7 protein-coding genes and 2 pseudogenes are annotated in these 6,460 nt (G+C 68.4%); 5 read left to right on the forward strand and 4 right to left on the reverse strand.

Annotation, left to right across the window (positions count from 1 at the left end):
- Positions 1–730 (reverse strand): alpha/beta hydrolase (locus tag QOC69_RS03650; protein ID WP_526436462.1); only part of this gene is annotated, 730 nt, incomplete at its 3' end.
- Between the two features lie 455 nt (positions 731–1,185).
- Positions 1,186–1,458 carry a hypothetical protein gene (locus QOC69_RS03655; protein WP_526436464.1) on the reverse strand — a complete coding sequence of 91 codons (273 nt, stop codon included), beginning with the start codon at positions 1,456–1,458 and terminating at the stop codon, positions 1,186–1,188.
- A gap of 37 nt (positions 1,459–1,495) precedes the next feature.
- On the opposite strand from QOC69_RS03655, the pseudogene QOC69_RS03660 reads away from it, so the two are divergent.
- A pseudogene (locus QOC69_RS03660) lies at positions 1,496–2,059 on the forward strand (amidohydrolase family protein); the annotation flags it as partial.
- A 4-nt stretch (positions 2,060–2,063) separates the two neighbouring features.
- Here QOC69_RS03660 and QOC69_RS03665 read toward each other — a convergent pair.
- Together QOC69_RS03665 and QOC69_RS03670 are read right to left on the reverse strand one after the other, a co-directional pair.
- Positions 2,064–3,092, reverse strand: a complete 1,029-nt coding sequence (locus tag QOC69_RS03665) for a sensor histidine kinase (protein WP_526436466.1) — start codon at positions 3,090–3,092, stop codon at positions 2,064–2,066.
- Positions 3,079–3,765 (reverse strand): response regulator transcription factor, encoded by a 687-nt coding sequence (locus QOC69_RS03670; RefSeq protein ID WP_526436468.1) that lies wholly within the window; start codon positions 3,763–3,765, stop codon positions 3,079–3,081. The genes QOC69_RS03665 and QOC69_RS03670 overlap by 14 nt, the downstream gene beginning before the upstream one ends.
- A gap of 103 nt (positions 3,766–3,868) precedes the next feature.
- Between QOC69_RS03670 and QOC69_RS03675 the strand changes: the two genes are divergently transcribed.
- The 4 genes and pseudogenes from QOC69_RS03675 to QOC69_RS03690 form a co-directional block, all read left to right on the forward strand.
- On the forward strand, positions 3,869–4,525 hold the full coding sequence (locus QOC69_RS03675) for a glycosyltransferase family 2 protein (protein ID WP_526436470.1): 657 nt from the start codon (positions 3,869–3,871) through the stop codon (positions 4,523–4,525).
- Positions 4,522–5,187 carry a TIGR04282 family arsenosugar biosynthesis glycosyltransferase gene (locus QOC69_RS03680; protein WP_526436474.1) on the forward strand — a complete coding sequence of 222 codons (666 nt, stop codon included), beginning with the start codon at positions 4,522–4,524 and terminating at the stop codon, positions 5,185–5,187. The genes QOC69_RS03675 and QOC69_RS03680 overlap by 4 nt, the downstream gene beginning before the upstream one ends.
- Before the next feature lies 1 nt (position 5,188).
- Positions 5,189–5,818, forward strand: coding sequence for a methyltransferase domain-containing protein (locus QOC69_RS03685; RefSeq protein WP_526436472.1), 630 nt, complete (start codon positions 5,189–5,191; stop codon positions 5,816–5,818).
- Positions 5,815–6,460, forward strand: a pseudogene (locus QOC69_RS03690) (molybdopterin-dependent oxidoreductase); the annotation flags it as partial. The gene QOC69_RS03685 and the pseudogene QOC69_RS03690, both read left to right, overlap by 4 nt.

Here is a 6,460-nt window from a genome sequence, read left to right on the forward strand (position 1 = left end):
GGAGCAAGTCCAACGAGCCGGTGCCGATCCAGGCCGGCGCCAGCCCGGCGAGGTCGCTGCGCCGCGCCGGGCTGGCGACCGCCGGGTCCGCGTCACCCAGATACCAGCGCCAGGCTTGGCGGTTGTCACCCTCCGACCAGATCAGGCGGCGGCGACCCGTGGCTTGACTGCCGGTGCGGTCGTCGAGGTTCGGTTGGGACAGCAATTGAAAGGCCGGCTGGATCTCGCCGCGATCGCGGGCCAGAAACGCCAGTGCCGCGGCCAGTCCGCCGCCGGAGCTGAGACCACCGATTGCGACCCGTGACGGATCAACCCAAGGCTGCCGCGCCAACCACAGCAGTGCCCCATAGCAGTCTTCCAACGAGGCGGGATATGGATGTTCGGGTGCAAGCCTGAAGTCGACGGCCGCAACCGCGACGCTTGCTAGATGAGACAGCTTGCGGCAGAAGCCATCTTCCTGTCGCGCGCTGCCCATCACGAACCCGCCGCCGTGGATCCACAGCAGCGCAGGTGCCGGATCAGCGAGGCGCGCGGGACGATGCAGGCGCACGCTCACATCGGCATCGACGGCCACGACCGGCACGTCACGACCGGCATTGATGCGTCCCAACAGCGTCATCGCCGCGCGCGGCACCGCCAGCCCACGGTTGAGGGCATAGCCCCTCGGCAAAACTCTGGCCGCGGTCCGCAAGGCAGGGTCCACATCGGGCCCCGACGTGAACGAGGTCACTTCTGGCTGGCCTCGTTGAAGTCATGCAGACCGTCTTCGATCGCGTTGATAATTCCCATCAAAACGAACATGCCTGCGATGATCGCAGCTACCACTGCCCGACGCCGACCTTTCGTGTGATTGGCGACCCAGGCGGTGGTGCCAACCCGGCTGAGTCGGCGGCCAAGTAGGGAGCGTTGGCGGCTGAGGAGTGGTTCGCCTTCCGCGACAGATCATGGGGAGTGCGCCAGTATGCCGGCGCCACGCCCGCTGATCTCCAGCCGCCGACGAAGGACTGGGTGGCCCAAAGCCTCCACTACAACTGGATTCCCGCAATACTGCACAGGCCCGACGGCACTTGCTACTACCTGCGCGACACACCGGCCGCCGTGCACGCCGACGGCTCCCAGACCCCAGTCCGACGGGTGATGCCCAGTCTCCGGTACGGCGCGGATAACCGCAGTCTCCTAGGGGGATCAGTCGCGGTGCTGCTCGATGACGCTCATGATACGGAGCGGCGCTTCGAGGTCGAGCCGCTCGGCGACACCAGCTTTCGCCTCTGGCCCGCGCTGTACCAACAATAGAACGGCATGACGCACGGAACGTGGAAGGGTCGGCACTTCGTTGACGGCGAGCACATCGCCGATGTCCGCAGCGAGTTCAACGCCGTAGATGTCGCAATCTGGCAGCTGTGCGACCGGCCGTTGCGGATACGGGAAGGCTGCGGTGTCAGCGGCGCGGGCCTTCATTGCCGACCCGTACCTATTGAAGAACATGCAGACGCCTCCGGCCGATCGGCCGGGCCTAACCGTGCCCGGCGGCGCACCGTTCGCCGCCGACTTCCTACTCGACACCACCCGCGCCGCGTACCTGCTGGTACGCAACGGCATTCGCCGCAAGTATCCGAACATCAGGTTCATCCTGAGCCATGCCGGCGGCTTCGTGCCGTACGCCTCCTACCGCATGGCCGTGGCGATCATGGGCGACACCGGAGCCAGCCCAGCCGACACTCTCGACGACTTCGCCGGCTTTTACTTCGACACCGCGCTGTCGTCGACCGCCGCCGCACTGCCGACCCTGCTGGCGTTCGCCAAGCCGGGACACATCACCTTCGGATCGGACTGGCCGTTCGCGCCCATCGCCGCGAGCAAGCTCTTCACCGCAGGGCTCGAGGCCTACCCTGGCCTGGACTCCGATACGCGCAATGCCATCGACCACACCAACGCCCTCGCGTTGTTCCCGCGACTCGGTATTGCACCGGCCATTCCGCGGTCCCGTGTCGACTCCGTTCGCCATGGTGCAAGTCGGGCGGTGATGCGGGCGGTGTCCCGGCTCGTCAGCACCAGCTGATCCGCTACTCCTCGCCGGCCAGCGGCAGCCGCACCTCGAACCGTGCGCCGGTCGCGAGGTTGTACGCCGACACAGTGCCGTGGTGGGCATGCACCAGACCGGCCGCGATGGCCAGGCCCAGCCCCGAACCGCTGGGCAGGGAGGAGTCGGCACGCGCCACGCGACCGTTGGACCCGCGGTAGGCGACGTCGAACACCCTGGCCAGATCGGCGTCGTCAATCCCAACGCCGGTGTCGTCGACGCGGGCCCATGCACTGCTCTCGTCGGCCCCGATCGAGAGGTCCACCGTGCCGCCGTCGGGGGTGTGGGCGATCGCGTTGGCGACGAGGTTGGACAGCACCCGCACCAGTGCGCGGTCGCTGCCGATCACCCGCACCGGAGTGGGCGGCAGATGGGCGCGCAACGCGACGCCCGACCGTTCGGCGGTGATGCGGTGCGCGGACAGCACGTCGTCGACGACCTCGTCTAGCGCCACCAGGTCGAAGGCGGGTTGGATGGCGCCTGCGTTGATCTTCGACATCTCGAACAGGTCGTCCACCATCTCGGACAGCCGAATGGTTTCCTGCTCGATGTGCTTGGCGTGGCTGCGCACCTCGTCGTCGGCGACCAGGCCGTCACCCATCGCCTCGGCGACCGCGCGGATACCGGCCAGCGGGGTGCGCAGATCGTGGCTGACGAACGCGACGAGTTGGCGCCGCGACTGCTCCGCGGCCTGCTCGGACTCGCGGATGTCCTGCTCCCACACCGTGCGCCGGGCCTGGTAGCGCGCGAGCATGACCGCGGCCGGGATGGTCACCACCGACACGATGACGAGCACCACGATGATGGCGTCGAATCGCTGCGTGAACATGAATCCGCTGGCGCCGAGCACACCGGTGAAGGTGGCCACGGTCGGGATCAGCACCAGCACCACCATGCTGACCGCCAGCGACCACGACCGCGCCAGCCGGATCAGGATCGCGCCGGCGAGCACCACCGGGATCGAGCACGCGAGCGCCAGACCGATGATCTCCCACAGGTCATTCGTCGGCATCCGGCGTCTCGCTCCACATGTAACCCTTGCCCCACACCGTCGTCACCCGGTGCTCGTCGCCGAGCTTGGACCGCAGCCGCTTCACGTGCACGGTCACGGTCGACAGATCGCCGAAGTTCCACTGCCACACCTGCTTCAGGAGCTCCTCCCGGCTGAACACGATGCCCCGGTGAGTGAGCAGGAACAACAGCAGATCGAATTCGCGGTTGGTCAGGCTGACGGGTCGGCCGTCGAGCGTCACCGACCGCGCCGCCGCCGACACCGTCAGCCCATCGACCGAGACCACGACCTTCGCTTCCGCAGGCGACGGACTGCGCCTCAGCACCGAACGGACCCGTAGGGCCAGCTCGCGCGGGCTGAACGGCTTGGTCAGGTAGTCGTCGGCGCCGGCTTCGAGCCCGGCGATCCGGTCGTCCTCCTCGCCGAGTGCGGTCAGCAGGATCACCGGCACGGCGTAGCCACCCCGCTCGCGCAACGTCTGGCACAGCGCCAGACCGTTCCTGCCCGGCATCATCACGTCGAGGACGGCGACGTCGATCTGCTCGGAGTTCAGCAGCCGTAGTGCCTCGTTGCCATCGCGCGCGACCACGACGTCGAGGCCGTCGCGTTCGAGGTATCGGCGCACCACGTCACGGACGACGGTGTCGTCGTCGGCGATCAGGACCCGCGTCATCGGTTCCCACATTAACTTCGCAGTTCCGCAACCTGCGCGGATGTCACGGATTGGTCAGGTTTTGGCAGGATTGGCCGCTTCCGATCTGGCTAGTCTCGATCTAATGAGGGGTTGTCGGGTCACCGTGGTGCTCCCCTGTTTGAACGAGGCTGCGTCACTGCCTGCGGTACTGGCTGACATACCGACCGGCTACCTGCCTCTGGTGGTCGACAACAACAGCACGGACGGCACGGCCGACGTGGCACGACGATGCGGCGCGCAGGTCGTTGCCGAGGCCCAGCCCGGATATGGCGCCGCCGTGCACGCTGGCATCGTGGCGGCGGCGACGCCGATCGTGGCGGTGCTCGACGGCGACGGGTCGATGGATCCGCGAGATCTGCCACGCCTCGTCGCGGAGCTCGATCGCGGCGCCGACATGGCCGTCGGCCGACGCAGGCCGACGCCGAGGGTGCGCTGGCCGTGGCATGCGCGGTTGGGGAACGCGGCGGTGTGTTGGCGGTTGCGCACCCGCCATGGCCTCGCGGTGCACGACATCGCACCCATGCGGGTCGCCCGGCGCGACGCCGTGCTCGCACTGGGTGTGACCGACCGTCGATCGGGGTATCCGCTGGAGCTGTTGGTTCGGGCGGCCGCCGCGAACTGGCAGGTGGTCGAGTGCGACGTGACATACGGGCCACGTACCGGCGGAGTGTCCAAGGTCAGTGGTTCTGCCCGAGGCAGTTTCATTGCGGCCCTGGATTTTTGGCGGGCAATCTCATGATTCCGGTGGCGCTGCTGGTGGTGGCCAAGTCGCCGGTGCCCGGGCTGGCGAAGACGCGTCTGGCGGCCAGCATCGGGGACGCCGCGGCGGCTGACTACGCCGCCGCCGCGCTGTTGGACACCTTGGACGCCGTCGCAGGCGCTCCGGTGGCGGCCCGCATCGTCGCGATCACCGGAGATCTCGCCGCCGCCAGCCGAAGTGCCGAGATCGAAATCCGCCTGACCGACTTCACGGTGGTCGAGCAGCGCGGCGCGGGTTTCGCCGACCGGTTGGCCAACGCCCACGCCGACGCCGCGGCCGCCGTGGGTGGACTGCCCGTCCTGCAGATCGGGATGGACACTCCGCAGGTGACGGCGGATCTCCTAGCCGAATGCGCGGCCACCCTGTGCGGCGTCGACGCGGTGCTGGGGATGGCACGGGACGGTGGCTGGTGGGTCTTGGGCGTCACCGATCCGGCGATGGCGGAATGCCTGCGCGAGGTGCCGATGTCGCAACCGGACACCGGCGCTGCAACGCTGCGCGCGCTCGGCGACACCGGAGTACAGGTGCGGCTGGTTTCCGAGTTGGCCGACGTGGACACCATCGACGACATCGACGTCGTCAGCCGGGCGTGCGCGCCTGGCAGTCGATTTCATCGGCTCACCTTGGCAGAAGGAGCATGACGTGCTGGGCAATCTCTACGACCGCGCGCTGACCGGTGAGCGATGTTGGATCCGCCACGAGGATGGCAGCGTGCACGGCCTCCCGGTGCACAGCTGGCTGGGACGACGGCGATCCGACCACTCCTTCGACCAGGCGATGGTCGGGCTGTGTGACGGACCTACCATCGACCTCGGCTGTGGTCCGGGACGCCTGGTCGCCCACCTGGTTCAGCGCGGAGTGCCCGCGCTCGGCATCGATCAATCGGCAACCGCGGTGGATCTGGCCCGCCGCAGTGGGGCGCCGGCGCTGCGCCGCGACGTGTTCGGTCCATTGCCGGGCGCCGGCCGATGGTCGACTGTGCTGCTCGCCGACGGCAACGTGGGGATCGGCGGCGATCCGTGGCGCGTGCTGTTCCGCGCGGGCGAGCTGTTGCGCGCCGGTGGTCGGTGTGTCACTGAATTCGACTGTGCGACGGCAGGTGTTCAGGAGCGGTGGGTGCGGCTGGAGTCGGCGCAGGCCGTCGGCCCGTGGTTCCGGTGGGCCTCGGTCGGTGTCGACATTGCCTGCCGGCTGGCCGGTGACGTCGGCCTGACCATCACGACCATGCACACGATCGGGAATCGTGCGCTGGCTACCCTGGCCGTGACGTGAAGCCCTCACGACTGCGCGGCACGGCCGTCACCGCGCGGGTCGGTCTGGCCATCGGCGTAGCGGTCGCCGTGTGTTTCCTGACCGGTTTGATCAGCCACTTCATCCAGCATCCGCAGCCGTGGTTCTTCTGGCCCACCCGCCCGGTCTGGCTGTACCGGGTGACCCAGGGCCTGCACGTGATCTCCGGGATCGCGGCGATCCCGCTGCTCGTCGTCAAGCTGTGGTCGGTGTGGCCCAAGCTGTTCGAACGGCCGATCCTCGGTGGCCCGGTCCGTGCGCTCGAGCGTCTGTCGATCCTCGTCCTGGTCGCGTCGATGCTCTTCCAGCTCAGCACCGGCCTGCTCAACACGGCCCAGTGGTATGCGTTCGAGTTCTTCTTCACCACCAGCCACTACGCGATGGCCTGGGTCGCGGCCGGCGCGGTCGTCGTGCACATCGGCGTCAAACTGCCGGTGATCCGGCGCGCGCTCGGCGAACCGCTCGACGACGCAACCGCAGGAGGATCCGGCGGCCCTAGCCGGCGCACGGTGTTGGTCGGCACGGGCCTGGCGGTCGCGCTGGCGACAGTCGTCACCGCCGGGCAGACCATCCCGTGGCTGCGCAAGGTGTCGGTGCTGGCGCCGCGTTCCGGGGAAGGGCCGC

The sequence above is a fragment of the Mycobacterium sp. genome, from assembly GCF_032162105.1.
Classification (GTDB): Bacteria; Actinomycetota; Actinomycetes; order Mycobacteriales; family Mycobacteriaceae; genus Mycobacterium.